This window comes from Frondihabitans sp. GW821-FHT04F02, from assembly GCF_059420045.1.
Genome location: NZ_JBWKSZ010000004.1, coordinates 434,989 through 460,271, shown reverse-complemented (window position 1 = coordinate 460,271; position 25,283 = coordinate 434,989). Strand labels below are relative to the sequence as shown.

Genomic DNA, 25,283 nt, shown 5'->3' with positions numbered 1-25,283 from the left:
GATGGCTAGTTGACCGCCTTGGCCCAGCCGGCCGTGAGGAGCGCGGCGGCTTTGGTGGCCTGGTCGCTGGTCAGCTGGACGAAGTCGCTGGGAGCCTCGCCGACCGTGGCCAGGGTGTCCTTGTCGACCGTTCCGGCCTTCTCCATCGCGGCGAGCGTGGAGGGGTAGGCGCCGGCAGCCAGGTAGAGGTTCTGGACCTCGGGGGTGTAGAGGTACTCCTCCCACAGGCGTGCCGCGGCGGGGTGCGGGGCGTCGGCGTTGATGGCCTGGTTGTAGTACGAGCCGAGAGCCGTGCCCGGCAGGACGACCGTCTTCCAGTTCGGGTTGCCGGCCGAGCCGCCCGCGGGACCCCAGGCGAGGTTGTTGTAGCTCCACTGGAGCACGACAGGGGTCTCGCCCGAGTTCACCGTGGCCTGCGTGGGCAGGGTGGAGTTGAAGTTGCCGTCCGACTTGAGGGTCTTGAAGAAGTCGATGCCGGGCTGGATGTCGTCGGCCGAGCCGCCGTTTCCGAGCGCGGCCAGGTAGACGGCCGAGGCGGCCTCGTTGGCCTGCGTCGGGTCGCCCTTGATCGAGACCTTGTTCTTGTACTCGGAGCCGAGGAGGTCCTTGATCGACGTCGGGGCGGTCTTGATGACGCTCGAGTCGTAGCCGACCGACATGAGGCCGGTGTAGTCGTAGTACCAGGTGCCGTCGGCGTCCTTGAAGTCGTCGGGGATGTCCGACCAGTTCGAGACCTTGTACTTCGCCAGCAGGTCGGTGTTGTCGTTCAGGACGGCCGTGCCGAGGTCGAAGACGTCGGGAGCGGTCGACTGGCCCTTGAGCGACTTGGCCGCGGCGACCTCGTCGGCCGACGAGCCGTTCGGGTTGGCCGAGGTGATCTTGATGTCGGGGTACTTCTTCTCGAAGCCGGCGATGATCTTGCCGTAGTTGGCCCACGACGGCGGAAGCGTGATGACGTTGAGGGCGCCCTCGGCGTTGGCGGCCTTGACGAGGCCGTCCATGCCGCCGAAGTCGGCGGCGCTGGTGGCGGTCTTCGCGGTGGCGATCGCCGACGGGTCGGAGCCGGCGTTCGACGAGGTCGAGCAGCCGGTCAGGACGATGGCGACGGCAGCCGTGAAGGCGAGACCGGCGGCGATACGACGCGGTGTCGTGGAAAGGGCAGGCACTGTGAATTCCTCCAAGATCGCCGCAGGGGTCCGTGGTGCCGGACAGTAGGGATCCGCGGGCTGATCGGGGCAATGGTTGCCGTCCCCCGTTACGGGGACACGCTGGGTCGGTGAACGGTTTCCCAACACTCGGCAACCGTTCTCTCGCCCGGCCCGGGCCGTTCCGACCCTGCCCCTACGCTCGGACCATGATCGAATTGGCTGTCTTTGACATGGCAGGAACGACCGTCGACGACGGCGGCGCCGTGTACCGCGCCCTCGCCACAACCGTCACCGAAGCGGGGGCGACGCTCGATGACGCCGACCTCCAGACGTGGATGGGAACCGACAAGGTCACTGCCATCACAGCCCTCCTCCGCCTCGGCGGGGTCGAGCCTTCAGGTGCCATGGTCGCCGAGCGCTTCGACCGCTTCAAGGACGCCCTCGCCGAGTCGTACCGCGACGAGCCGCCGGTCGCGTTCGACGGCGTGGCCGAGGCCCTGGGAGCCCTCCGCGCCCGCGGCATCAAGGTCGCGCTGACCACCGGCTTCGACCGCGACGTGGCTTGGGCGCTGCTCGACTCGCTGGGGTGGGGGCTCGCCCGAACCGCCCCTCAGCCCGGGGCGGTCCAGGAGAGTGGCCCGCAGAGCAGTGGCCCGCAGGAACGGGCCGTCGTGCTCGACGCCGTCGTGACCACCTCCGACGTCGCGGCCGGTCGCCCGGCGCCGTACATGATCCACCACGCCATGGAGCTCGCCGGCGTCGAGGCCGTCTCATCCGTCCTCGCCGCCGGCGACACCCTCGTCGACCTCCGCGCCGCTCGCAACGCCGGGGTGATCGCCGTCGGAGTGCTCACCGGAGCCCTCGGTCGCGCGGAGCTCGAGGCCGAGCCGCACGACTACGTCCTCGACGGCGTGGTCGACGTGCCCGGACTCGCGGAGTGCCGGCCGGCGGAGCTCGTCGCCCGGTAGTGCGACGCAGGCCTCAGCGGCTAGGCCGGCTTCACCCGAAGCGTCACCAGCTGGAATGGCCGGAGCGTCAGCTCGATGGGCGTGGCGGCATCCCAGCCGCCGTCGCCCCGGTCGCGCTCCAGGAGGTCGGTCGTCCACGCGGACGTGATCGGCACGCCGAAGCCCACCGTCGCTGTGGCTCGCCCGCCCTCGGCCTCGTAGAGCCGCACGATCAGATCGCCCGACCGGTCTTCGGCCAGCTTGACCGCCTCGACGAACACGGCCGGCGAGGACACCGTCACGAGCGGCTCGACGACGTCGACACCCGCGCCGTCGATCGTCCGGACCGGCAGGTTCACGCGGTAGCCCTCCGCCGCGGCGTCGAGAACGCCGGGCGCGACGCCGAGGACGGTGCGGAGAACGTGGCGACCCTGGTCGGCCGTCGGGTCGGGGAAGCGCGGTGCGCGCAGCAGCGACTCGCGCACCAGCGTCGTGGTGCCGCCGTCATCGCGGGTGGTCCGTGTGATGTCGTGGCCGTAGGTCGAGCCGTTGGCGACGGTAATGCCGAAGCCGGGCTCGCCGACATGGACCCAGCGGTGGGCGATGGTCTCGAACCGTGCGTAGTCCCACGACGTGTTCACGGCCGTGGCCCGCTTGATGTGGCCGAACTGGATCTCGGAGGACGCCTGGTCGGCCCGCACGTCGAGTGGGAAGGCCAGCTTGAGCAGCTTCTCTCGCTCGTGCCAGTCGATGACGGTCTCGATCTGGAGCGCGTGATCGCCGGCCTCGAGCCAGTACCGCTGAGTGAACGTCGAGTCGCCGTGCACGTGGGTGACCTCGACGGTGCTGTCCGTGACGAGCACCTCGGTGGGGGTCCGAAGCTCGACGCGGTTGTTCTGGTAGTGCCGGTCGATGTCCCAGGCGTCCCACTGGTTCGGGGTGTCGCGGTAGATCTGCAGCACGGAGGCCGATTCGCCCGGGGCGACGAGGTCGCGGCCGGTGTCCAGGTCGCGCAGCGACACGAGGGCGCCGGAGTCGTCGAAGCGCGCGGAGACCTGTCCGTTGTCGAGGACGACCCCGCCGTCCACCCGCCGCGGCGCGATGCTTCTCGTCGTCGCGGCCACCGCGGCTCCCAGCGCGGGCACGCCTCCGGCGGTGACGGGGCTCGCATTGAACGTGAGCTGCTTCTCGCCGTCGCCCGCGAGCGCCTTCTGCGCGGTCGCGATGATCTCCTCGAGCTCTCCCATGATGCGCGCGTAGTTCTCCTCGGCCTGCTGGTGAACCCACGCGATCGACGACCCTGGAAGGATGTCGTGGAACTGCTGGAGCAGCACGGTCTCCCAGATGGCCGTGAGGTGCTCGTACGGGTAGTCCAGGAGCCCGGCGACTGCGGCGGCGGAGCTCCAGAGCTCGGCCTCGCGGAGAAGGTGCTCGCTGCGGCGGTTGCCCTGCTTCGTGTTGGCCTGCGAAGTGTAGGTGCCCCGGTGCAGCTCGAGGTACATCTCGCCCGACCACACGGACGGAGCGGGGAGCGTCGCCTTGGCCTCGTCGAAGAACTGCTTCGGCGATCCGATCGTGACCTTCGGCGAGCCCTCGAGATCGCGAGTGCGGGCGGCGGCGGCGAGCATCTCGCGGGTGGGCCCGCCGCCGCCGTCGCCCCAGCCGAACAGGGCCAGCGACACGTTCGACCGGCCCTTCTCGGCGTACTGACGCTGCGCGCGGGCGAGGTCGGCGCCCGACAGGTCGGAGTTGTAGGTGTCGCTCGGCGGGAAGTGCGTGAAGATGCGCGAGCCGTCGATGCCCTCCCAGAGGAACGAGTGGTGCGGCATGCGGTTGGTGTCGTTCCACGAGATCTTCTGCGTGAGGAACGAGTCGGAGCCCGCCGAGCGCGCGATCTGCGGCATGGCCGCGGTGTAGCCGAACGAGTCGGGCAGCCACACCTCGGTGGGCTCGTAGCCGAACTCGCGCAGGAAGAATCCCTTTCCGTGCACGAACTGACGGGCGAGAGCCTCGCCGCCGGGCATGTTGGTGTCGCTCTCGACCCACATTCCGCCCACCGGCACGAATCGGCCCTCGGCGACGCGGGCGCGGATGCGCTCGAACAGGGCCGGGTAGAACTGCTTCATCCAGCTGAACTGCTGCGCGCTCGAGCAGGCGAAGACGAAGTCGGGATCGGTGTCCATGAGCTGGAGCACGTTCGAGAAGGTCCGGGCGCACTTGCGGACTGTCTCGCGGGTCGGCCAGAGCCAGGCCGAGTCGATGTGGGCGTGGCCCACGGCGGTGACGGCGTGGGCGCTGGCGTAGGCGGGCGACGACAGCACGGCGGCGAGCGCAGCGCGACCTGCGGCGGCGGTCGAGGCGACGTCGTCGGGATCGACCACGTCGCAGACATCCTCGAGCGCGCGGAGGATCTCAGCGCGACGAGGAAGGCTCGGCTCGAGCTCGCGCATCAGGCCGAGCAGGCTCCACACGTCGCGCTCGAGCTCGTAGACGTCGATGTCGCGCTCGACGACGTCGACCTGACGGAGCGTGTAGATCGGGTCGGTGCCGGCGGTCGTCTTGTCGCCGAGCGGGGTCGGGATGTAGAAGAAGTTGCCGCCGACGTCGGGGTTCGACGCGGCCTCGATGTAGAGGTCGATCGCATCGCCGGGGCCGAGATCGATGAGCCCGCCGTCGAGAGGCACGTAGCCGTTGAACGGCTCGATGGCCTTCACGATGTCGCCAGCGGGCGTGTACACCAGGCCCTCGGCCTGGAAGCCGGGCTGGCGGCTGCTGAAGCCGAGGTCGACGAGAAGCTCGATCGCTGTTCCGTCGCCTCCCCAGCCGTCCGGGACGACGCCGGTCACGTGGAACCAGGTGGTGCCCCACGGCTTGCTCCACGGCATGCCCACGCTGAAGGGCACATACTGCTGCGCGACAGCCTCGGTGAACGGGACGGGCTCGTCGGGCACCTCCCAGGCCTCGATGGAGAGAGCGCGGGTGCGGCGGTAGACGGCTGGGACGAGGCGTTCCAGGACGAAGCGATCGACTCGGACTTCGACGGATGCGCTGTTGTCATGCATGGGTGGACTCCAGATTCTGCCCGCGGGCAGGACGAGGGTGGCGGTGGTGGATCGACACGGGGTGGCTGCGGGGGGATGCGACTGTGGAGACTTCGGTTCGTGCTACCCCTTCACGGCCCCAGCCAACGCGTTGCCGCTTTGCCTGTGCTGTGCTGAACATCCTGGTGCTCCCTTGCTCCATAGAGGGGCCTCGCACCGGCGAGATCGACCGGCGCGAGCGGCCCTGCTCGGCGCCATCGCCGAACCGCTCGGCATTACTCAATCGTATGGAGTAATCCGTGTCAACCCCTTCTGGAGAGGTTGTGGAGAACGCTTCAGACCGAGATCAGCATCGCCGACGGACGCGGCGAGAAGGCGTAGTCGAGCACCAGGCAGGCGGCCCCGACGGCGGCGACGTCCTCCCCGATCGACGACCGGTCGAAGAGCAGCGAGTGCGTGGGGATGAGGGCCGGGTCCGTCTCGACGGCGGTCGGCAGGACGGCCAGGAGCGCGTCGCCGATCTCGTCCCAGAAGGGCCCTCCGAAGACGATCTCGTCGAGGTCGAGGAGGTTGACGAGCACGACGACGGCGCGGGCGAGGTGGAGGCCCGCCTCGCGGAGGATGAGCTGGGCGGCGGGCTGGCCAGTTCCTGCGCTCTCGGCCAGACGCTGGAACGCGCGGCTGATCGCCGCCATGTCGGTCGGATCGTCGGCGTCGGGCTCGAGGGGAGGCAGGACCTGCGCGGCGATGGCCTGCTGGACGAGCGAGCGCGGCGTGATCAGGTCGCCGACGCAGCCGGCGCGTCCGCAGACGCAGACCGCGCCCGCCGGGTCGACCGTGATGTGGCCCGCGTCGCCCGCGTTCGCCGTGGAACCGCGGACGGCCTCGCGGTTCAGGACGAGCCCCGTTCCGAACCCGGTGCCGTAGTAGACGAAGGCGAAGTTCTGCCGCTCGTTCTCGCGCGAGAACCAGAGCTCGGCGACCGCGGCCGCCGTGACGTCTTTCTCGAGGAGCACCGGCAGCCCGGTCGCCTCGCTGAGCGCCGCGCGCAGGGGGACGTTCTTCCACATCGGCAGCATGGGCGGGTCGAGCACCGTCCCGGCTCCGGCGTCGATCGGCCCCGGCGAGGCGATCCCGACGCCGAGGACCAGCGACCGGTCGACCCCCGAGTCGTCGATGAGGTGGCTGATCGACCGCGCCATCAGCTCGATCACCTCGGCCGGCCGCTTCGCCGACGGGGTGCGCGTGCGCGAGTGCGAGACGACCGAGCCGCGCAGGTCGAGCACGACGTAGGTGATGACGGCCGGGTCGATGTGGACTCCGACCGCGTAGCTGCCGCGCCCCTCGAGCTGGAGGATCGTGCGGGGCTTGCCCGGTCCGTTGACGACCTTGCCGGTCTCGCGTACCAGGCCCTCGTCGAGGAGGCGGCGCGACACGTTGCCGATGGTCTGCGCGCTGAGGCCGGTGCGCTCCGCGAGCTCCACGCGGCTGAGGCCGTCGGAGGCCCTGCGGATGGCGTCGAGGACGACCGCCTGGTTGTAGCCGCCGATCGCCGGAAGGTTGGTGCCGGTGCGCATCAGCATCCTCCCGCCCTCGATCTGCCCGTCTTCAGCACTGTATCGGCACGGACAAGCGCGGTTGTCCACAGGTCTCTTCTGCCTCTGGGGCGCACCACCGGGTCGGGCGGTACTCTGTGGCCATGAGTGACCTCCGCCTCGAAGAGCTGTCGGCCAGGACCATCGTCGCAGCGAACACGCTGACCCTCAAACCGGGCCAAGAGCAGTACGTGGCGCCGGTCTCGCACTCCATCGCCGAGGCGTACGTCAATCCGTCGACCGCATGGCCGCGCGTCGTGCTCGACGGCGACGAGGTCGTCGGCTTCATCATGGGCAACTTCGACCCCGACAGCGACAACGAGTCGCTTCGCACCTGCATCTGGCGGATCAACGTGTCGGCCGACGCGCAGGGCCGCGGTATCGGCCGATTCGCCGTCCATGCTCTCGCCGCCGAGGCGCGCAGCCGCGGGTTCGACCGGCTGACCGTCATGTACGAGCCCGGCGACGACGGTCCGGAGGCGTTCTTCCTGCACGTCGGCTTCGCCGTCATCGGCGAGACCCCCTACGGCGAGCACCTCGCAGCGCTGACCATCTCGCCGTCGCCGCAGGGTGACGAGGGCTGAGGCCGAAGGGCTCGAGCCCGACGGCGCCGATGCTGTCGCACTCGCGGCCGATGACGCCCAGGCCCTCGAGTCCGACCCTGCCGACTGGTTCTCGCGAGTGCTCGAGGTCGTCGAGACGATCCCGTCGGGGCGCGTCATGACGTACGGCGGCGTAGCCGCGGCCCTTGGCTCCCGCTCGTCTCGCGGCGTCGGCAAGGTCATGGCGCACTCCGGAGCCGAGACGCACTGGTGGCGGGTGATCCGGGCCTCCGGGCACCCCGCGTTGGGCCACGCGCAGCGGGCCCTCGAGATGTACCGGGTCGAGGGCACGCCGCTGCGGTGGTCGCGCGACGGCGCCTCCTGGCGCGTCGACCTGGCCGTCGCGGAGTGGGCGCCCGGGAGCTGACGAGGCACCCTGGCACCCGCGGCGTGCGGGCACCAGGCGCCAGCGATGCCCGCCCGCTCAGACCAGCGAGTCCCTCCACGCCGCGTGCAGCTGCGCGAACCGGCCCGTGCCCGAGATCAGGTCGTCGGGCGTGCCGTCTTCGACGATGCGGCCGTACTCCATGACGAGCACCCGGTCGGCGATGGCCACCGTCGACAGCCGGTGCGCGATGATGAGTGCTGTCCGGTCGGAGAGCAGCGTCTGCAGCGCCTCCTGCACGAGCCGCTCGCTCGGGATGTCGAGCGATGCCGTCGCCTCGTCGAGGATCAGCACGGCCGGGTCGGCGATGAACGCGCGGGCGAACGAGAGCAGCTGCCGCTGGCCGGCCGAGACGCGCCCACCGCGCTTGTTCACGTCGGTGTCGTACCCGTCGGGCAGCGCCACGATGAACTCGTGCGCGCCGACCGCACGGGCAGCCCGCTCTATCTCGTCGCGCGTGGCGTCCGGCTTTCCGAGCGCGATGTTGTCGGCCACGGAGCCCGAGAACAGGTACGCCTCCTGGGTGACCATGACGATCGCTCGTCGCAGGTCCTTCGGGTGCAGGTCGCGCAGATCGACGCCGTCGAGCTTCACGCTGCCCCGCGAGGGGTCGTAGAAGCGCGCGATCAGCTTGGCGAGCGTCGACTTGCCGGCGCCCGTCGAGCCGACGAGGGCGATGGTCTGCCCGGCCGGCACGTGCAGCTCGAACTCGGGCAGCACGATGGCGTCCCTGTTGTAGGCGAACTCGACGTCGTCGAAGTCGATCGCGCCCTTGGCGTGCCACAGGTCGGTGGGTCGCACCGGGTCGGGAACGCTGGGGCTCTCCTCCAGCACGCCCGAGATCTTCTCGAGCGCGGCCGAGGCCGACTGGTAGCCGTTGTAGAACATGGCCAGCTCTTCGGCCGGGTCGAAGAAGCGTTTCGCGTACAGCGCCACCGCGAGCAGGGCGCCGACCTCGAGGCCGCCGTCGATCACGCGGAACGCGCCGAACAGTACGACTGCCGCCAGTGTCGCGTTGCCGATGAGGACGAGTCCCGGATCGAACGTTCCGAACAGCTGGAACACCCGCGAGTTGGCCTTGCGGTAGTCCTCGACGTAGCCGCCGTACTGCTTCTCGTTGCGGCCCTCTTTGCGGAAGGCCTGGACAGCCCGGATGCCCGTCATCGTCTCCACGAACTGGACGATCACGCGGGCGCTCGTCGTGCGCGTGGACCGGAAGAGCTTCTGCGAGCGCGTCTGGAACCAGCGGGTCAGCACGACCAACGGAATCAGCGCGACCCCGAGGATCAGACCTGAGGGGGCGTCGAGGCTCACCAAGGCGATCGCGGTGAACACCATGTAGAGCAGCCCCTGCACGAGCTGGTTGATGCCCGAGTCGAAGAGCTCGCGGATCGAGTCCAGGTCGCTGGTCTGCCGGGAGATGATGCGCCCCGACGTGTAGCTCTCGTGGAACTCCAGGCTCAGCCGCTGCGTGTGGAGGAAGAGCCGCTTGCGCAGGTCGAACAGGATGCTCTGGCTCACCCGGGCGAAGATCACCGTGTACTGGGCCATCAGGATCGCGCCGACGATTCCGACCACGAGGTAGAGGCCGACCACCACGATGGCGGGCATCCAGTCGTTGTTCTTCACCAGCGCGGGCAGCGCGTTGTCGATGCCGTACGCGATCAGCGTCGGTCCGGCGACCTGCGCCGCCGTCGAGATGACGACGATGACGGCGGTCACCGCGATGCGAGCCCTCAGGGGCTCGAGGAGCGACGCGAGAAGGCGCCGCGAGCGGAGGCGGAGGCGCGCGCTCTCCTCCTTGGAGAAGTCGTCGCGCTCCTCGCCCTTCACGCCCTGGGTGGTCGTGGTGCTCATGCCAGCACCTCCTCTCGGGTGGTCTGATCGTCGTCGTCGAGCGACGAGATCACGTAGCGGTAGTGGTCGTTGGTGGCGATGAGATCGGAGTGGGTCCCGACCGCGGTGACCCGGCCGTTCTCGAGGAGCGCGACCCGGTCGGCGAGGTTCACCGTCGAGGGGCGGTGCGCCACGATGAGCGAGGTCGTGTCCGCGAGGACGCGGCGCAGGCCGGCCTCGACTCGGGCCTCGGTGTCGACGTCGAGTGCCGACAGCGGATCGTCGAGCACCAGCACCGAGGGGCGCGCCGCTATGGCGCGCGCCAGGGCGAGCCGCTGCCGCTGCCCTCCGGAGAGGCTGAGACCCTCTTCGCCGACGGTCGTATCGACGCCCTCGGGCAGGTCGTCGACGAATCCGGCCTGAGCGATCTCGAGCGCCTCGCGCATGACCGCCTCGGCCTCGTCGCCCGATAGGTCGGGGCGGCCGAGGAGCACGTTGTCGCGCACCGTGGTGCTGAACAGCGTGGCGTCCTCGAAGGCCATCCCGATGTGGCGCCGGAGCTCCTCCCGGGTCAGGTCGCGTACATCGACGCCGTCGAGCAGCACCTCGCCGCCGGTGACGTCGTAGAGCCGCGGCGCGAGTGCGAGAAGCGTGGTCTTGCCCGAGCCGGTCAGGCCGACCAGCGCCATCGTCTCGCCCGGCTCGAGCACGAGGTCGACGCCGTCGACGAGATCGGCGAACTGCGCCGGGGAGTCCTGGTACCGGAAGTGCGTGTTCCGGAACTCCAGGCGCCCGCGGGGCTCGGTGATCGTCTTGGGGATCTCCGGGTCGGTGATCGTGTTGACGCTGTCGAGGACCTCGAAGAAGCGGTCGACGGCGGTGCGCGTGTCGAACGTCATCGAGAGCAGGAAGCCGATCGACTCGACGGGGAACCGCAGCACGGTCGCCGTCGCGAAGAACGCGAACAGCTCGCCGACGGTCATGCTGCCGCCGGCTGCGAGCCCGATGCCCGCGAAGAGGCACAGGGCGAACGCCACGTCGGGCACCAGGAGGAGCCACAGCCACAGCTGCGCGATAGCCTTCGACTTCTCGATCTCGGTGCCACGCAGGTCTTCGGCCCGCTTCGCGAAGTCGCGGAGCGAGTGCTTGCCTCGGCCGAAGGCCTTGAGCACGCGGATGCCGTGGACCGACTCCTCGACGCTGGTGGCGAGATCGCCGACCTGGTCCTGGCTGCGCCGGGCGATTACCGAGTACCGGGTCTCGAACCGGATGCTCACGACCCAGATCGGCACGGACGCCACGAGGAAGATGATGCCGAGCAGCCAGCTGTAGAAGAACAGCACGACGAAGCCCACCAGGATGGTCAGGAAGTTGACCACCAGCAGCACGACGCCGAACGCCAGCCAGCGGCGGATCAGGCTGAGGTCGCTCACCGAGCGGCTCAGCAGCTGACCGCTCTGCCAGCGGTCGTGGAATGCGACGGGGAGGTCCTGCAGCTTCGCATAGAGGCCGTTGCGCATGCTCGACTCGACGTGCGTGCTCGGCGTCAGCACGAGCCAGCGACGTCCCATGATCATCAGCGCTTCGACGACGCCGAGGCCCAGCACGATCGCGAATGCCGGCCAGACCTGCGACGAGTCCCCGCTCGAGAGCGGGCCGTCGACGAGCCGCTGAAGGACGTTCGGGATGAGCAAGGCCACGACCGACGCGATGAGTGCCGCGACCATGCCGAGGATGATGCGCGACATCGCGGGTTTCACGAAGGGATAGAGACGGCTCAGCGTGCGCAGCGTCGACGTCTTGGGAGTGGGAGGGGGGTGGTGGGACATGGTTGATCCAGGTTCGTTCTGACGGGTCGCCGGAGCGCCGTCGATATGGGTCGTGTCACCCCGCGTCGGTCATGCGCGGCGAGGTGCAGGCGGAGGTGTCCGCGGGCCGAGGCCCTGAGGCGCGCGTCAGCGCGGCTCGTGATCGATTGGTGCGGGAGCCGGTGAGCTAGGCCGCTGGCGTCGCGGGACGCGGGGAGCGGCGGAACTCGAGAGAGGCGCGCACGAAGACGGTCACCGTCTGGACCGTGGTCTGGGCTGTGTTCGTCATCATGTCCTCCCGAGGCATTCGCATTCGCATGTCGTCACGTGGTGCATTTCGCAGTCACTTCGAAGGCGACCGCAAGCAGCCTTTTAGGATATGGGCCCCGTGGTCACGATTGCAAGGCTTCCGAACGAATCCGTTCTCATCCCGCGCTCGTCAGTACTGACGGCCCCGTCGCCCCGTCAGCCCTCAGTGGAAGAAGTGGCGCTCGCCGGTGAAGTACATCGTGACGCCGGCCTTCTGTGCCGCGGCGACGACCTCCTCGTCGCGGATCGACCCTCCGGGCTGGACGACGGCGCGCACGCCGGCGGCGAGCAGCACCTCGAGTCCGTCCGCGAACGGGAAGAACGCGTCCGACGCCGCCACCGATCCGCGCGCCCGGTCGCCCGCGCGGTTCACAGCGAGGTGGCACGAGTCGACCCGGTTGACCTGGCCCATGCCGACGCCGACCGAGGCGCCGTCGTCGGCGAGGAGGATCGCGTTCGACTTGACGGCCCGCGAGGCGATCCAGGCGAACTCGAGGTCGGCGCGCGTGGCGTCGTCCGCCTCGTCGCCGGCGACCAGCGTCCAGCCCTCCGACGAGAAGCCGGTGAAGCGGTCGCTGTCCTGCAGCAGGATGCCGCCCGAGATCTGCTTGATCTCCCGCTCGCCCAGCGCGAAGTCGGCGGGCAGCTGCAGCAGGCGGATGTTCTTCTTCGTCTGCAGGAGCGCCAGCGCCTCGGGCTCGAAGCCGGGTGCCACGACTACCTCGGTGAAGATGTCCTTCACCGTCTCGGCCATCGCGACGGTGACCGTGCGGTTTGCGGCGATGACCCCGCCGTACGCCGAGACCGGGTCGCAGGCGTGGGCGCGGGCGTGCGCATCGGCGATCGGGTCGGCCTCGAGCAGGCCGCCCACGGCGATGCCGCAGGGGTTGGCGTGCTTGATGATCGCGACGGCCGGCGCCTCGAAGTCGAAGGCCGCGCGCACGGCCGCATCGGCGTCGACGTAGTTGTTGTACGACATCTCCTTGCCGTGCAGCTGGGTCGCCTGGGCGATGCCCGTGCCGCCGGCCTGCGCGTAGATCGCGGCGGCCTGGTGCGAGTTCTCGCCGTAGCGGAGCGTGTGCTGGAGATCTGCGGTGACGGTGAGCTCGGGGGCGAACGCGGCAGTCTCGAGTTCCTGAGAGACACTGCCCTGAGAGACACTGCCCTGCGCGGCACTGCCCTGCGGGACACTGCCCTGCGCGGGGTTCTTGATGCCCACGCTCGCCGCGAAGTACGCCGCGACCGCGCTGTCGTACGCGGCCGTGTGGGCGAACGCCTCGCCAGCCAGTCGCTGGCGCTGCGCAAGTGTCGTGCCGCCGAGCGTGAGCGCTTTGACGATCTGGCCGTATGACGTCGGCGACACGGCGATGGCGACGTTGGCGTGGTTCTTGGCGGCGGCGCGGACGAGCGCGGGCCCTCCGATGTCGATGTTCTCGATCACCGTCGGGGTGTCCGCACCCGACGCGACGGTCTCGACGAACGGGTAGAGGTTCACGACGACGAGCTCGAACGGCTTGATGTCCAGGTCGCGCAGCTGCTGCTCGTGGCTCTCGAGGCGCAGGTCGGCGAGCACTCCCGCGTGGATGCCGGGGTGAAGCGTCTTGACGCGGCCGTCGAGCGACTCCGGGAAGCCGGTCACTGCGCTCACGTCGGTGACGTCGTGGCCGGCGTCGCGGATGGCCTGAGCGGTCGATCCCGTCGAGACGATCTCGACCCCGGCCTTCGCCAGCGCGCCGGCGAGCTCGAGCAGGCCGGTCTTGTCGCTCACCGAGATCAGCGCCCGGCTGATCGGCACGGCGTCGCGGTCGCGGTAGAGGCTGGGGTCGATGGCGTGTCCGCTCATGCGGGGGTCTTCTCCGTCAGGTCGAGGGTTCCGTTGGCGATGTCGAGGACGCTCTGCACGAGCAGCCTCCGCTCGACGACCTTGATGCGGTCGTGGAGCGTGGATTCGGTGTCGCCGGGGAGCACTGGGATGCGCTCCTGCGACAGGATCGGGCCGGAGTCGACGCCGCCGTCGACCACGATGACGCTGGCACCGGTCTGGCTGACGCCTGCGGCGAGAGCGTCGCGGACGCCGTGGGCCCCGGGAAACTCGGGCAGGTACGCCGGGTGGGTGTTGATCAGGTGGGGCGTCAGCGCCTCGACGACTCGGATCGGCAGCAGGCGCATGAATCCGCTCAGCACGACGAGGTCGGCACCCCACTGCTCGATCGTCGCGAGCAGCTCGTCGCCCCACGACTCGCGGTCGGGGAAGCTCGTGAACGGCACCGAGAACGTCGGGATGCCGAAGGCCTCGGCGTGCTCGAAGCCGTCGGCGTCGCGGTCGGCGCCGATCGCGATCACGCGGGCTGGATACTCGGCGTCGCTCGCGGCCTCGAGGAGGGCCCGGAGATTCGAGCCTCCGCCGGAGATGAGCACCACGAGCTTGAGCACCCGCCAAGCCTAGCGTTCGCGGTCGGCCCTACCGCTTTCGTTAGGCCCTACCGCTTTCGGTCGGTCTCCCCGTCGAGGGCGTCTGCGAGAGAGGGCAGGCCCGAGGTGAGGTCGTCGTGGTCGGCTACGGCGTCGTCCCTCTCGGCCGCCTGCGGCTTCACCGGTGCTTCGGGCGCAGGAACTGCAGCTCCCCCAGCCGCCCCGCCGCCCTCGGCCTCCCGCCGTGGCAGCCTGTCGGCCACGGCCACCGTCAGGTCGCTCAGCGCCCAGTCGGGCTGCCGCACCATGAGGGCGAGCATCGCCGGCACACCGATCTCGAGCGCCGCGAAGCCGCCGACTGCGAAGGCGTCGGGGCCGACCTCGGCGAGGCGACCCGGTCCGGCGGAACCCGCCGAGAGGGCAGCGGTGACACCGATGATCAGACCGGCCGCGACTCCCGTCGCGGCGCCCGCGATGACGCGGACCAGGAGCGAGTCGACCTCGCCCAGCGCCCGCTGGAGCGCCGGCCGGAACAGCGTCACCACGACGAACGACGCCACCACCGGCACGAGGATGCCGACGAACGCGAAGCTCGACGTCGAGGCGGGAAGCGCACCGAGAAAGGGAACAGCCGGCATCGGCCCCAGCGTCGTCGCGAGTGGCGACACCGACGACCCGGCGCCGATCGCGAACCCCGGACCGACGAGCCATGCCGCCGCCCAGGCCACGACATTCGGCAGCAGCGCGATCTGGCCGATCGTCAGCGCGAGCCCGCCGAGGACGCCGCCGTGCGCGCCCTCGAAGAGCGCGATGATCGCCGCGTAGTGGGTGGCCAGCAGCAGGGCGACCAGCAGACCGGCGACGGCGAACACGACGACCGAGACGGCCAGGCCCGAGCGGATGGCGGCGACGGCGACCACACGGCCGACCTTCGGGATCTCGTCGAATGCTCGGAGACCCAGACCGATGAACACGCCTGGCGGCTGATCCCGGCGACGACGGTTCACCTCGACCGCGATGAGCAGGGGGACGCCGAAGAAGAGCGTCGGAAAGACGGTGCCCTGCACCAGCGACACGTCTGCCGAGGGCTGGCGCGCTGTCACGGTGACGATGGCGGCGTACACGGCGAACGACGCGATCGCGGCGACGCTGCCGACGACGCGGTGGTTCGTCTCGGCGAGCCGGCGGCCCGCGCGAGCGCCGAGCAGGAAGGTCGTGAGCGCGAATCCGAGAGCGGCGATCGAGATCAGGATCGGCGCCCCCGCACCGGAGATGCCCGTGGCGCTGGCGGCCGACTTCGAGAGGGTCAGCGTGAGGTCAGCGCCGTGGCCGACCAGCCAGACGTCGGCGCCAGCCCGCCAGAACACGCTCCAGTCGATCTGAAGGCCGTACTGGAACGCCCACAGGAAGGTCAGCGAGACCACCGGGACGCCCACGCCGATGCCCACGACGAGCAAGGACTCGAGCGCGGCGAAGACGGCGGTGAGAGGGCGGTTCATACGGCGATGACTGTACCGGCGGCCGCCGACGCCGAAGGGCCGCCCCGCCGACGGCGGAGCGACCCTTCAGGAAGTCGCCGCTTTCGTACGGCGACACCGGCGACGACCGGCGTCCGAATGCGAAGGCGGTGGCGCAGCGGCTACAGGCCCGCGGCCGCGCGCTCTGGTTCAGCTCGCGAGCTCGCCGCCGTACCCACTGGTTCAGCTCGCGAGCTCGCTGAACACCTCGCGCAGCAGCGCAGCAGTCTCGCTCGGCGTCTTGCCGACCTTGACACCCGCGGCCTCGAGGGCCTCCTTCTTGGCCTGGGCGGTGCCCGCCGAGCCGGACACGATCGCACCCGCGTGGCCCATGGTCTTGCCCTCCGGAGCCGTGAAGCCGGCGACGTAGCCGACGACCGGCTTCGTGACGTTGGCCTTGATGTAGTCGGCGGCGCGCTCCTCGGCGTCGCCGCCGATCTCGCCGATCATGACGATCGCACGGGTCTCGGGGTCGGCCTCGAACGCGGCGAGCGCATCGATGTGCGTCGTGCCGATGACGGGGTCGCCGCCGATGCCGATGGCGGTCGAGAAGCCGAGGTCGCGCAGCTCGAACATCATCTGATAGGTCAGGGTTCCCGACTTCGACACGAGGCCGATCGGCCCCTTGCCGGTGATGTTGTTGGGAGTGATGCCGACGAGGGACTCGCCGGGAGTGATGATGCCGGGGCAGTTCGGGCCGATGATGCGGGTCGTGCCGCCCCTCGACTTGGCGAGCGCCCAGAACTCGGCGGCATCCTGCGCCGGAATGCCCTCCGTGATGACGACGACGAGCGGGATGCCCGCCTCGATGGCCTCGACGACCGCGTCCTTGGCGAAGGCCGGGGGAACGAAGACGATCGAGACGTCGGCCCCGGTCGTCTCGATGGCCTCGGTGACCGTGCCGAAGACGGGGAGCTCGACATCGCCGTGCGTGACGGTCGTGCCGGCCTTGCGGGCGTTCACGCCGCCGACGACCTGGGTTCCGGCCTTCAGCATGAGCGCGGTGTGCTTCGTGCCCTCGCCGCCTGTGATGCCCTGGACGATGACCTTGCTGTCTTTGGTGAGGAAGATCGACATTGGTTGCTGTTCCTTACTTCTCGACCGCGGCGGCGGAGGCCAGCTCGGCCGCCTTGTCGGCGGCTTCGTCCATGGTGGCGACGACGGTGACGAGCGGATGGTTCGCCTCGGCGAGGATGCGGCGTCCCTCGTCGACGTTGTTGCCGTCGAGGCGCACGACGAGCGGCTTGGTGGCGGCGTCGCCGAGGATTCCGAGAGCCGCGACGATGCCGTTCGCGACCGCGTCGCAGGCGGTGATGCCGCCGAAGACGTTGACGAACACGCTCTTGACCTGCTCGTCTCCGAGGATCACGTCGAGGCCGTTCGCCATGACCTCGGCCGAGGCTCCGCCGCCGATGTCGAGGAAGTTGGCGGGCTTGACGCCGCCGTGCTTCTCACCCGCGTAGGCGACGACGTCGAGCGTCGACATCACGAGGCCGGCGCCGTTGCCGATGATGCCGACCTCGCCATCGAGCTTCACGTAGTTAAGGCCTGCGGCCTTGGCCTTCGCCTCGAGCGGGTCGGCAGCAGTGGCGTCCTCGAGCTCGGCGTGACCGGGGTGCCGGAAGTCGGCGTTCTCGTCGATCGAGACCTTGCCGTCGAGGGCGACGATGTCGCCCTGCTCGGTGAGTACGAGCGGGTTCACCTCGACCAGGCTCGCGTCTTCGCCCTTGTAGACGTCGTACAGCTTGACGAGCACGGGCGCGACCTTCTCGACGAGGTCGTCGGGGAAGCCGCCGGCCTTCGCGATCGCGACGGCCTTCTCGAGGTCGATGCCGGTCAGCGGGTCGACCTCGACGCGCGCCAGCGCCTCGGGACGCTCGACCGCCAGCTCTTCGATCTCCATTCCGCCCTCGACGCTGCAGAGCGACAGGTACGAGCGGTTCGCCCGGTCGAGCAGGACCGAGAAGTAGAACTCCTGCTTGATCTGCGCGCCGCCGGCGATCATCACGCGCTTGACCGTGTGGCCTTTGATGTCCAGGCCCAGGATCGCCTCGGCGGCACTGTATGCGTCGTCGGCGGTCTTGGCGACCTTGACGCCTCCGGCCTTGCCGCGGCCGCCCGCCTTGACCTGCGCCTTGACGACGGTCACTCCGCCGATCTTCTCGGCGGCCGCCTTCGCCTCCTCGGCGGTGTCGGCGATGATGCCCGGCAGGACCGGGACGCCGTAGGCCTCGAAGAGGTCTCTGGCCTGGTACTCGAAAAGATCCACGCTGTTCTTCCAATCCGCATCGCTGCGCGTCGAACTCAGCTTGCCAAAACACGCTTGTGGCGTGCCGGGGCCGCTGAGGATTCTGTCTCGATCTCTCTCGACATCGAGACATTCGGGCCGGAGTCAGCCTAGCGCCTCGGCCTCGGGCGGGCCCGACTCGAGGGCGTGCCTGTGGAGACAGCTCACCTCCTCCTCTCCACAGGCGCAGGACCCGAGGAGTCATCCACAGATACCTCCTGCGGCCCGCGGCGCATCCGCTGGTTGCCGCATCGTCGGTGCCATGAACCAGCTCGCCGCGCCACAGCGCTCCTCCCGCCGCCCCCTCCGTGTCCTCGTCCTCCTGATCGCCGTCCTGGCGGCGATCGTCACCCTTTCACCCGTTACGACCGCGCAGGCGCTCCAGTCCACCGGCCATGGCCGCGGCCACCTCTGGGCCGGCGACGGCACCTCGTGGCTCGGCACCTACCGGCTCGCCGACGGGCGCTTCGCGTTCTGCCTCGAAGTCGGCAAGGCCTCGCCCGTCGGCCACGACTACGTGCTCTCGACCGACCCTCCGGGTCTCGGCCTGAGCGCCACCGACCTGGCGAAGTTGGCATTCATCTCGCGCACCTGGGCGGGGACGACCAACGCCGACACCGCTGCGGCCGCTCAGCTCGCTGTCTGGTCGATCACCGGCCTCGACGGCCGCACCCTGAGCTACTACGCCGGCCGGGCCAACGGCAGCCGCGATGCCGTCCTAGCCAAGGCGCACACGTTCATCGCGCGCGCAGCGGCCGAGGCCACGACGGCCGTGGCCGCGACCGTGACACTGAAGCTCGGCGCGACCGGCACGGGGACTGTCGCCTCCGGTCTGACGACGACCCTGTCGAAAGGCGGCACGGCACGGGTCGCGGCCGGGACGCACTCCGGCACGATCACGCTGGCCGGAGCGAAGTTCGGCACCGGGCAGGCAACGTCCAAGTCGGTTGCGAACGGGCGCAGCCAGACCATCCGCGCCACGGGCTTCGGCCCGACGAACACCGTCAGGGCGACCGTCTCGTTCGGCGATCTGCCGTACCGGTCGACGGTCACCGTGGGGTCGAGCGGCGCAGGAACCCAGAAGCTCCTCTTCACGACCGCTCCCACCACGACGGCAACCGCGGTGTCCCCCCGCCCGTTCTCCCCCCGCGTGGTCACGGCGACGAGCGCGGCCAGCGCGGAGGCCGGCGCCGAGATCACCGACAAGCTGACCGTCTCGGTCAAGCCCGTCGTCGACCAGCTCACCGAGTGGGGCGTCTACGCGGCCGCCGGCACGACGAAGCCGATCCCGGTGACTGTCCGGAGCACCCTGCTCGGCCCGTTCGCCACGCAGCCGAAGCGGTCGTCGACCTGGCCGTCCGATGCGCCGGTCGTGTGCGCCGTCGCGACGAAGGTGCAGAACGGGCCGGGCGTGTACCGGACCAAGGAGTGCACCCTGCCGTCGTCCGGCTACTTCGTCTGGGTCGAGTCGATCGACCCTGCCGACACTCCGATCGCCAAGGGCCGTGACCGCGTCGGTGCCTGGAGGTCGGCGTTCGCGACGGCCACCGAGGTGTCGTTCGTCCCCTCGGCACCCACCATCAGGACGACCGTCGACGGCTCCAGTCACGAGCCGGGCGCCTGCGTCCCCGACACCCTCATCGCCGACGGATTTCCCGGCGTCGACGTGCCTGTGGAGTCCCTCCTGCTCGGCCCGTTCTCCGAGGCGCCGGCGGAGGGCACCGACCTGGGCGACCTCGAGTCGCACCCGGTGGCCGGTCGTGCCCAGACGGTCGTCTCCGCTGACGGGACCTACCGGTCGCCGTGCATCGATGCGTCCGAGCCGGGGCACTACGTCTACGTCTTCCGGTCAGAGGGGTCTGCCCCGCGCGAGGACGGCTCGCAGGAGGTTCCGGCCTTCGCCGACCTGCTCGCGCACGACGACGAGTCCTTCGCGATCGACGAGCCGTCGACACCGGAGACCCCCACTGCTCCCCCGACACCGCGTGTCACGGTCACTCCGCCGGTTCCGGTCACTCCCCCGATGACCGAGACGCCCTCGACGCCGACCGCGGCGGTGCCGCCGACGCCGGAGTCTCCCGCTCCCCCGCGTCTGCTGGCCTTCACCGGCAGCGTCGGCGCCGCTCCGATCGCGGCCGCCGGCGCGGGCACCCTCCTGCTCGGCACCCTCGCCCTGGCAGCGGTGCGTCTCATCCGGAGGGTCCGAGACCGCCGGGCGCTCGAGGCCGACGTCATGGACGCGCTGTGAGCGGCGAGTCCGGACGCGGCCCCCGGGAACACGGCCCGGGAGGGCACGTCGCCCTAGAGCTTTGTGATCGGCGCGACCTTGATGAGCAGCTTCTTGCGCCCCGACTCGTCGAACTGCACCTCGGCGATGCGTCGCGGCCCGTTGCCGGTGACGGCCACGACCCTGCCCTCGCCGAAGTCGACGTGCATGATGCGGTCGCCGGCCTCGAGCTCGAGGTCGCCGTTGTCGCGGACGGTGCCGGTGACGCGGTTGGTCCACTCGGTCTTGGGGCGCGTCTTGGCTGCCGCGGCTGCCCGGTCGTAGCTGCCGCCGCCCATGCCGCCGCCGCCGCTCATGCCGCCCGACCTCGGTCGGCCGCCGAAGCCCCGGTCGGTGAATCCGCCGTCGCGGGACGCATTGAGGGCCCGCGGCTGCGTGCCGCCCCGGCTGTTGGCCATGCCGGGCGACTGCTTCCAGTCGATGAGCTCGGCGGGGATCTCCTGGAGGTAGCGAGAGGGCATCGCGACATTGACCTCGCCGAACTGCGCGCGGGTCATGGCCAGCGACAGGTAGAGGTTCTTACGAGCGCGCGTGATGCCGACATAGAAGAGACGACGCTCCTCGGCCGGGCCGCCGGGCTCGGACGCCGACATGCGGTGCGGGAGCAGGTCTTCCTCGACCCCGGTCAGGAACACCGCCTCGTACTCCAGACCCTTGGCGGTGTGAAGGGTCATCAGCGAGACGGTGCCGCTGGTGTCGTCGAGATCGTCAGCCGCGGCGACCAGCGTGACCTCCGTGAGGAAGTCGAGGAGCGTGCCCTCGGGGTTGTTCTTCTGGAACTCGCGCGTGACGGCGACGAGCTCCTCGATATTCTCGGCGCGCGCTTCGTCTTGCGGGTCGCGCGATGCGCGGAGGGCCGCCACGAGGCCGCTTCCCTCGATGAGCGCGGTGAGGACGTCGCTCACGGGATCGGTTGCCGACGTCGCACTGACGTCGTCGAGCAGCTTGGCCAGTCCCGTGATCGCGCCCGTCACCTTGGGCCCGAGACCGAGCTCGCCCGCATTCCGCATGGCGTCGCGGAGGCCGACCTCGTTCGTGTCGGCGTAGCGCTGCAGCGCCGTCTCGGTCGCGGGGCCGATGCCGCGCTTCGGCGTGTTCATGATGCGACGGAGCGCCATCGGATCGGCCGGGTTGGCAACCGAGATGAGGTACGCCATGGCGTCCTTGATCTCGGCGCGCTCATAGAACTTCGTGCCGCCGAGCACCCGGTACGGGATGGCGGATCGGATGAAGATCTCCTCCAGCGCGCGGGTCTGCGAGTTGGTCCGGTAGAAGACCGCGACGTCTTTGAAGGCGGTCCCCTGGTCGTGGAGCGCCTGGATCTCGTCGGCGACGAACTGCGCCTCGTCGTGGCCGGTGTAGCCCGTGAACCCGACGATCTTGTCGCCCGACCCGACCGTCGTGAACAGGTTCTTGGCCTGCCGGTCGAAGTTGTTGGCGATGACCGAGTTCGCCGCGTCGAGGATGTTCTGGGTGGAGCGGTAGTTCTGCTCGAGCAGAATCACCTTCGAGTGCGGGAAATCGTGCTCGAACTCGGTGATGTTGCGGATGTCGGCTCCGCGGAACGCGTAGATCGACTGGTCGGAGTCGCCGACGACGGTGAGCGAGGCGCCGGGGATCCTCCCGCTGCCGTCCTTCAGCGTCGCGACGAACTGGCCGCCGCGCTCCAGTTCGTCGACGTGCTCGGGATCGACGGGTCGGGTCAGTTCGCGGATGAGCGCGTACTGGGCGTGGTTGGTGTCCTGGTACTCGTCGACGAGGATGTGCCTGAATCGGCGCTGGTAGACGGCCGCCACATGCGGGAAGGCGCGGAACAGGTAGACGGTCTGCGCGATCAGGTCGTCGAAGTCGAACGCGTTCGCCCGCTGGAGCTCCCGCGTGTACTGGCGGAAGATCTCGAGGAACATGACCTCCTGCGGGTCGCCCATGTTGATCTGCCGCGAGTAGCTCTCGACGTCGCTCAGCTCGTTCTTGAGCTTCGAGATCCTGCCCGAGGCCTGGCTGACGGTGAAGCCGAGGCTGTCGGCGTCGAGCTCCTTGATGATCCGCTTGAGCAGCGCGCGCGAGTCGGCGCTGTCGTAGATGGTGAAGCTCTTCGTGAAGCCGAACTGCTCGGCCTCGCGGCGGAGGATGCGGACGCAGGCGGAGTGGAACGTCGAGATCCACATGCCCTCGGACGACTGCCCGATCAGCGCCGCGACTCGCTCGCGCATCTCGGCGGCGGCCTTGTTGGTGAATGTGATGGCCAGGATCTGGCTGGGCCAGGCCTCGCGGGAGTCGATCAGGCCCGCGATACGGCGGGTCAGCACGCTGGTCTTGCCGGATCCTGCGCCCGCCACGATCAAGAGGGACTGGCCGCGGTACTCGACCGCCTCGCGCTGCTGCGGGTTCAGCCCTGCGACCAGGCGCTCCGAGAACGAGGCGCGCGGAGCACCGCTGTCGCCGGCCTGGTTCTCGCCGGAGTTGTCGAAGGGCTCGAGCACTATCGTCATGATCCGACAAGCTTAAGCGCCGCCACCGACATCGACCTCAGTCGGCGGAGACCTCCGTCCGGAGCGCCTCGCGGGCGAGCTCCGGGAAGTCCGCGAACAGCCCGTCGACGCCGGTCGAGGCGATCTCGGAGAACTCGGTGCGCCAGTCGCCGTGCTCCGCGCGAGCGCCGCCCGACCGGTTCGACCTGGCCAGGAAGGCGTTCTCGGGGCGGAGGGTCCACGTGTAGATCGCTAGCCCTCGAGCGTGAGCGAGGCCCACCAGGGCCGGGTCGGCCTCGCCGGTCGGCCCGAGCAGCATCTTCTTCGGCACTGAGATCCCGTCGAGCCCCGACGCGAGGCCGTCGAGACCGGCGGCGGTCAGCTGAGACGCGTACGTCGAGGCCGCGGAGCCGTCGCGCGAGACCAGGTCGTAGGCGGCTCCCTCGGCGTCGAGCAGGTAGACGTAGCTGCCGCCCGCGCCGCGGGTGCGGAGGTCGTCGAGAACGGTCCGCTCGAAGCTCTCGAACGTGAGGCGGGGGTCGTCCGTCCAGCCCGCGGCAGCCAGCTCGGCCGCGACGAGCTCGCCGAGCGGCAGGCCGATCGAGTCGAAGTACGTCGCGTGCTTCACCTCGGCCACCAGCCCGACCCCGCGGGCGCGGGCCTCATCGCCGTCGAGAAGCGAGAGCAGGTCGCTCAGGCGCAGGATCCCGCCCTCCCCGTCGTGGGCCGCACTGGCGGGGCGCAGTTCCGGCAGCCTCTCGCGCACGCGCAGCGTCGACAGCTCGGCCCAGGTGAAGTCCTCCGTGAACCATCCGGTCTGCACGGCTCCGTCGACCTCCTTCGTGGTCTTCAGGCGCAGGAACTCGGAACGCCGCCCCACATCCGTCGTCCCGGAGATCTCGTTCTCGTGCCGCAGCACCAGCACGCCGTCGCGGGTCGCGACGATGTCGGGCTCGATCGCGTCGGCGCCGAGCTCGACCGCGAGACGGTACGCGTCGAGGCCGTGCTCCGGGCGGTGTCCGCTGGCTCCGCGGTGGGCGATGACGAGGGGTTCGTGGCTCACGCGTCAACGCTAGCCGCACTGTGAGCCGCAACTCTGCACGATGTGCATGTTTGCCTCTCGCGAATCAGCCTCTCATCAGGCATATTCTCAGGGCTCTCGCGACAGGTGCCGATACAGTGAACGCTCAACAAGGCATCAGCGATCACCACGCACCGATCACCACTGCATCACCCACCAGCAACGGATCCCCGGAGGACCCAATGGCTCACTCGAATCCCGGCTTCAGTCAGTCGCCGGCCTTTTCGAACAACGGCAATGACCTGAACAAGTGGCGTCAGGAGCAGAACGCCGGACTGTCGCTCGCGAAGGCCGACATGACGGCCGAGCAGCTCCAGGAGCTCTACAGCAAGCCCAGCGCGTCGCCCGATCAGACCGACCGCATGACCTACGAAGACACCATCGCGAAGACGTTCGGCGCGTTCGTCGTCCTTCTCGCCGGCGCCGCCGTCGGCTGGTGGGTTCCGCAGCTCATGCTCGTCGGCGCCATCGTCGGGTTCGTGCTCGCGATGGTCAACATCTTCAAGAAGAGGCCGTCCGCCGCGCTGGTCCTGGCCTACGCCGGCTTCGAGGGCATCTTCGTCGGCGGCATCTCGGCGATCTTCGAGTCGCGATGGGATGGCATCGTCATCCAGGCGGTCCTCGGCACGCTCGGCGTCTTTGCCGTGACGCTCGCCCTGTTCGCGTCGGGCAAGGTCCGCGCCTCCAAGCGCGCGACGCAGATCTTCCTGGTCGCCATCGTCGGCTACGCCGTCTTCTCGCTGATCAACTTCGTCCTGCAGCTGACCGGCGTCACCTCAGGCCAGTTCGGCCTGCGCTCGATCGAGTTCCTCGGGATTCCGCTCGGCTTCTGGATCGGCATCGTCGTGGTGCTGCTCGCCGCGTACTCGCTGGTGCTCGACTTCACGCAGATCAAGGTCGGCGTCGACAACGGCGCCCCGCGCATCTTCGGCTGGCAGGCCGCCTTCGGCCTCGTCGTCACGATCGTGTGGCTGTACACCGAGATCCTGCGCATGCTCGCGATCCTGCGCGGCAACAACTAGCCGTCGCTGAAGGGCCGCCCTCCTCCGGGAGGGCGGCCCTTTCGTGTGCCCGGGCGCGCGAGGTGGCCGTGCGCGTCGGCCTGCGCCCGGCAGGGCGACGGGCAGAGCCACTTCGCGGCACGCACGCCCCGCCCGAGGCGCGCGGGGACAGCCCCGGCCCGCGCGAGATGGCCGTGCGCGTCGGCCTGCGCCCGGCAGGGCGACGGGCAGAGCCACTTCGCAGCACGCACGCCCCGCCCGAGTCGCGCGGGACAGCCCCGCCCCGCGCGAGATGGCTCTCCGCGTCGGCGAACCGGGTCCGAGCCGACGGCCACGGCCATCTCGGCGCTCACGCTCTCGCCGATCTCGCGCGCGCCCGCGGCACCGCGGCGCCGCGCCGCGAACCCGCGGCGCCCCCGCGACGAAATGGCCACGCCTGTCGTCCGGGCACGCCTCCCCCAACGACAAGAGCCATCTCGCGCCGGGCACGCCTCCCCCGACGACAAGAGCTATCTCGCGCCGGGCACGCCTCCGCCGACGACAAGAGCCATCTCGC

At 69.8% G+C, this 25,283-nt stretch carries 17 protein-coding genes; 5 read left to right on the top strand and 12 right to left on the bottom strand.

Going from position 1 to position 25,283, the window contains the following annotated elements; all coding sequences use genetic code 11:
• Window positions 1-5: 5 nt before the first annotated feature.
• Window positions 6-1,166, bottom strand: a complete 1,161-nt coding sequence (locus tag AC07TY_RS13810; protein WP_199738285.1) for an ABC transporter substrate-binding protein — start codon at window positions 1,164-1,166, stop codon at window positions 6-8.
• A 188-nt stretch (window positions 1,167-1,354) separates the two neighbouring features.
• Here AC07TY_RS13810 and AC07TY_RS13805 point away from each other — a divergent pair, with 188 nt between their 5' ends.
• A complete protein-coding gene (locus AC07TY_RS13805; protein ID WP_494785686.1) occupies window positions 1,355-2,116 on the top strand; it encodes an HAD family hydrolase in 762 nt (253 codons plus the stop codon).
• Window positions 2,117-2,136: 20 nt separating this feature from the next.
• Here the strand turns inward: AC07TY_RS13805 and AC07TY_RS13800 are convergent, their stop codons facing one another.
• On the bottom strand, window positions 2,137-5,157 hold the full coding sequence (locus AC07TY_RS13800; protein WP_494785685.1) for an alpha-mannosidase: 3,021 nt from the start codon (window positions 5,155-5,157) through the stop codon (window positions 2,137-2,139).
• A 314-nt stretch (window positions 5,158-5,471) separates the two neighbouring features.
• Complete coding sequence (locus AC07TY_RS13795) at window positions 5,472-6,713, bottom strand: ROK family transcriptional regulator (protein ID WP_123507124.1); 1,242 nt, start codon at window positions 6,711-6,713, stop codon at window positions 5,472-5,474.
• A gap of 122 nt (window positions 6,714-6,835) precedes the next feature.
• On the opposite strand from AC07TY_RS13795, the gene AC07TY_RS13790 reads away from it, so the two are divergent.
• Together AC07TY_RS13790 and AC07TY_RS13785 are read left to right on the top strand one after the other, a co-directional pair.
• A complete protein-coding gene (locus tag AC07TY_RS13790; RefSeq protein ID WP_494785684.1) occupies window positions 6,836-7,315 on the top strand; it encodes a GNAT family N-acetyltransferase in 480 nt (159 codons plus the stop codon).
• The gene (locus AC07TY_RS13785; protein ID WP_494785683.1) at window positions 7,302-7,700 is read left to right on the top strand and encodes an MGMT family protein; all 399 of its coding nucleotides are present in this window, start codon (window positions 7,302-7,304) and stop codon (window positions 7,698-7,700) included. Before AC07TY_RS13790 ends, AC07TY_RS13785 begins: the two co-directional genes overlap by 14 nt.
• Window positions 7,701-7,757: 57 nt before the next feature.
• On the opposite strand, the gene AC07TY_RS13780 is transcribed toward AC07TY_RS13785, so the two are convergent.
• The 7 genes from AC07TY_RS13780 to sucC form a co-directional block, all read right to left on the bottom strand.
• Complete coding sequence (locus AC07TY_RS13780; RefSeq protein ID WP_123506998.1) at window positions 7,758-9,575, bottom strand: ABC transporter ATP-binding protein; 1,818 nt, start codon at window positions 9,573-9,575, stop codon at window positions 7,758-7,760.
• Entirely contained in the window at window positions 9,572-11,383 is a 1,812-nt protein-coding gene (locus AC07TY_RS13775) for an ABC transporter ATP-binding protein (RefSeq protein ID WP_488625437.1), read from the bottom strand. The genes AC07TY_RS13780 and AC07TY_RS13775 overlap by 4 nt, the downstream gene beginning before the upstream one ends.
• A gap of 451 nt (window positions 11,384-11,834) precedes the next feature.
• Window positions 11,835-13,514 (bottom strand): bifunctional phosphoribosylaminoimidazolecarboxamide formyltransferase/IMP cyclohydrolase, encoded by a 1,680-nt coding sequence (purH, locus tag AC07TY_RS13770; protein WP_494785682.1) that lies wholly within the window; start codon window positions 13,512-13,514, stop codon window positions 11,835-11,837.
• A complete protein-coding gene (purN, locus tag AC07TY_RS13765; protein ID WP_494785681.1) occupies window positions 13,511-14,104 on the bottom strand; it encodes a phosphoribosylglycinamide formyltransferase in 594 nt (197 codons plus the stop codon). Before purN ends, purH begins: the two co-directional genes overlap by 4 nt.
• Before the next feature lie 47 nt (window positions 14,105-14,151).
• Window positions 14,152-15,582, bottom strand: a complete 1,431-nt coding sequence (locus AC07TY_RS13760; RefSeq protein ID WP_494785680.1) for a cell division protein PerM — start codon at window positions 15,580-15,582, stop codon at window positions 14,152-14,154.
• Between the two features lie 201 nt (window positions 15,583-15,783).
• Entirely contained in the window at window positions 15,784-16,677 is an 894-nt protein-coding gene (gene sucD / locus AC07TY_RS13755) for a succinate--CoA ligase subunit alpha (protein WP_494785679.1), read from the bottom strand.
• 13 nt (window positions 16,678-16,690) lie between these two features.
• The gene (gene sucC / locus AC07TY_RS13750) at window positions 16,691-17,869 is read right to left on the bottom strand and encodes an ADP-forming succinate--CoA ligase subunit beta (RefSeq protein ID WP_494785678.1); all 1,179 of its coding nucleotides are present in this window, start codon (window positions 17,867-17,869) and stop codon (window positions 16,691-16,693) included.
• Window positions 17,870-18,149: 280 nt separating this feature from the next.
• On the opposite strand from sucC, the gene AC07TY_RS13745 reads away from it, so the two are divergent.
• Window positions 18,150-20,135: a hypothetical protein gene (locus AC07TY_RS13745; RefSeq protein ID WP_494785677.1), complete on the top strand. Its 1,986-nt coding sequence runs from the start codon at window positions 18,150-18,152 to the stop codon at window positions 20,133-20,135.
• A 53-nt stretch (window positions 20,136-20,188) separates the two neighbouring features.
• Here AC07TY_RS13745 and AC07TY_RS13740 read toward each other — a convergent pair whose 3' ends face one another.
• Together AC07TY_RS13740 and AC07TY_RS13735 are read right to left on the bottom strand one after the other, a co-directional pair.
• A complete protein-coding gene (locus tag AC07TY_RS13740) occupies window positions 20,189-22,666 on the bottom strand; it encodes an ATP-dependent helicase (RefSeq protein ID WP_123506990.1) in 2,478 nt (825 codons plus the stop codon).
• Window positions 22,667-22,703: 37 nt separating this feature from the next.
• Window positions 22,704-23,708 (bottom strand): glycerophosphodiester phosphodiesterase family protein, encoded by a 1,005-nt coding sequence (locus tag AC07TY_RS13735; protein WP_494785676.1) that lies wholly within the window; start codon window positions 23,706-23,708, stop codon window positions 22,704-22,706.
• A gap of 200 nt (window positions 23,709-23,908) precedes the next feature.
• On the opposite strand from AC07TY_RS13735, the gene AC07TY_RS13730 reads away from it, so the two are divergent.
• Complete coding sequence (locus tag AC07TY_RS13730) at window positions 23,909-24,748, top strand: Bax inhibitor-1/YccA family protein (RefSeq protein ID WP_123506988.1); 840 nt, start codon at window positions 23,909-23,911, stop codon at window positions 24,746-24,748.
• Window positions 24,749-25,283: the final 535 nt, after the last annotated feature.